We start from the raw sequence: 1,956 nt of genomic DNA, 5'->3' as shown, positions 1-1,956 counted from the left end.
CTACCCATAGCAAACATTGTACTTTCTGAACCATTTAACTTAAATAATTTAGATGCAATTAGGCAACCAATTGCAAAGACAATAAAGGATCCACCAAAAAAGACGAATAACAGTTTTATATCGATTTGCGAATGTTCAGAAAAATGGCTCATGATCTGAAATAGCATGATGGGAAATGCAATATAAAAGGTAAATTTGGTTAGGCTATCGGTGATTGTTTTTTGCCAACGACCTACTTTAACCGCTAAAAAACCGAATAAAATTAGCATAAAAAGGGGCAGGGTAGATAAAAACTGCGCCCATAATGTTGTAAAAAATGCCATCGTCATTATTTTATTGATGATTGCGTATGAAGTACCATTCTAAGTCAGTTGATCGTTTTGAATCAAATTGATAGCCTTCTAAATTGAAATCTTTAATATCATCACTGTGATTAATTTTATTTTTTATAATAAATCGGCTCATTAAACCACGCGCTTTTTTAGCATAAAAGCTAATCACTTTATAATCATCTTTGCTTTTATCTAAAAATATCGGTTGAATGATCTTAGCATTGAGCTGTTTTGCTTTTATTGCTTTGAAATATTCGTTTGATGCCAAATTAATTAATGTGGGATGTGATGATTTTAACAACTCGTCATTAAGTTTATTTGTTAATGATTCTCCCCAAAATTGATAAAGATTAGCATGGTTACCGTTTTTTAAGCGAATACCCATTTCTAAGCGATAGGGCTGAATTAGATCAAGTGGTCGTAATAAGCCATATAATCCTGACAGAATCCGTAGATGTGATTGAGCAAATTTTAGATCACTATCATTAAAATCTTCAACATGTAAGCCCTCGTAAACATCACCTTTAAAAGCCAGTATCGCTTGCCTTGCATTCTCAAGATTAAAATCACTATGCCAATTTTGAAAACGCTCATAATTAAGCTCAGCTAATTTGGGGCTGATAGACATTAATTGGGCTAAATTCTCTACACTCAATTTTTGACAATCTTGTATAAGGGTTTTAGTTGAGTCAATAAATTGAGGAAACGTATAATTTTGGGTTAATAATGGTGATTGGTAATCTAAGGTTTTTGCTGGTGAAATAATTATTATCATAACATATTTTGCCTATTGTATTTTGCAATAAATCGGGTTATTTTACATCAAATTCAACCCAAAGGAGTAGCAAAATGAACGTAGGTAAAAAAGAAATGCACGATATCAAAGCTTGGGCTACTATTCGTGAAACATCTATTGAAATTGCCGAAGCTATTTTTGAATTAGCCAATAATGACGAAACTTTAGCTGAGCAGATTTGGTCAGAAGGGAGTGATGAAGTTTTAAAGCTCGCTTTTGCTAAAACTAAAGCTGATAGGCTGTTCTGGGGTGAGCAAACCATTGAACGCAAAAATATTTAGATTTTTATGAAGTTAACTTTTTTAGGAACAAGCGCAGGCTCTCCTACCGCACAACGTAACATGAGTAGTATTGTGCTAGATGTTAGGCAAGAAAGAGGGCGCTTATGGCTTTTTGATTGCGGTGAGGCAACTCAGATGCAAATGCAAAAAGCCAAATTTAGCCTTTCTAAACTTGAGATCCTCTTTTTAACACATTTACACGGTGATCACCTGTTTGGGCTACCCGGTGTTTTAACATCCCAATCTTTGATGCAAAATCAATCATCGTTAATTTTGGTTGGTCCAAAAGGTATTAAGCAGTTTATCGAAACGGTCATTGAAATTAGTGATTCTTGGTTAAACTACCCGCTTAATATTATTGAGCTTGAAAAAGATTGTACCGTTTTTGAAGATAACCAGTTTCGAGTTGAAGCAAAATTATTACAACATCGCGTGCCATGTTTTGGTTATCGTATTTTATATAATGACCTTAAAAAAGGTCGGAAATTAGCGATTTTAGGTGACACAATACCTTGTGAAGCGTCGATTGAACTTGCTAAAGATGTTG

4 protein-coding genes are annotated in these 1,956 nt (G+C 34.0%); 2 read left to right on the top strand and 2 right to left on the bottom strand.

Going from position 1 to position 1,956, the window contains the following annotated elements; translation table 11 throughout:
- Together A9G40_RS14075 and yaaA are read right to left on the bottom strand one after the other, a co-directional pair.
- A partial coding sequence (locus A9G40_RS14075) for an AEC family transporter (protein WP_218058042.1) occupies positions 1–323 on the bottom strand: 323 nt, incomplete at its 3' end.
- A gap of 10 nt (positions 324–333) precedes the next feature.
- Positions 334–1,107, bottom strand: a complete 774-nt coding sequence (yaaA, locus tag A9G40_RS14070) for a peroxide stress protein YaaA (protein WP_065581818.1) — start codon at positions 1,105–1,107, stop codon at positions 334–336.
- Positions 1,108–1,181: 74 nt separating this feature from the next.
- Between yaaA and A9G40_RS14065 the strand changes: the two genes are divergently transcribed.
- Together A9G40_RS14065 and A9G40_RS14060 are read left to right on the top strand one after the other, a co-directional pair.
- The gene (locus A9G40_RS14065) at positions 1,182–1,409 is read left to right on the top strand and encodes a YccJ family protein (RefSeq protein ID WP_065579400.1); all 228 of its coding nucleotides are present in this window, start codon (positions 1,182–1,184) and stop codon (positions 1,407–1,409) included.
- Between the two features lie 6 nt (positions 1,410–1,415).
- The coding region (locus A9G40_RS14060) for a ribonuclease Z (protein WP_141675284.1) at positions 1,416–1,956 on the top strand (541 nt) is incomplete at its 3' end.

The sequence above is a fragment of the Gilliamella sp. Nev3-1 genome (assembly GCF_001690435.1).
GTDB classification, from domain to species: Bacteria; Pseudomonadota; Gammaproteobacteria; order Enterobacterales; family Orbaceae; genus Gilliamella; species Gilliamella apicola_C.
This window is presented reverse-complemented; position numbering and strand designations above follow the sequence as displayed.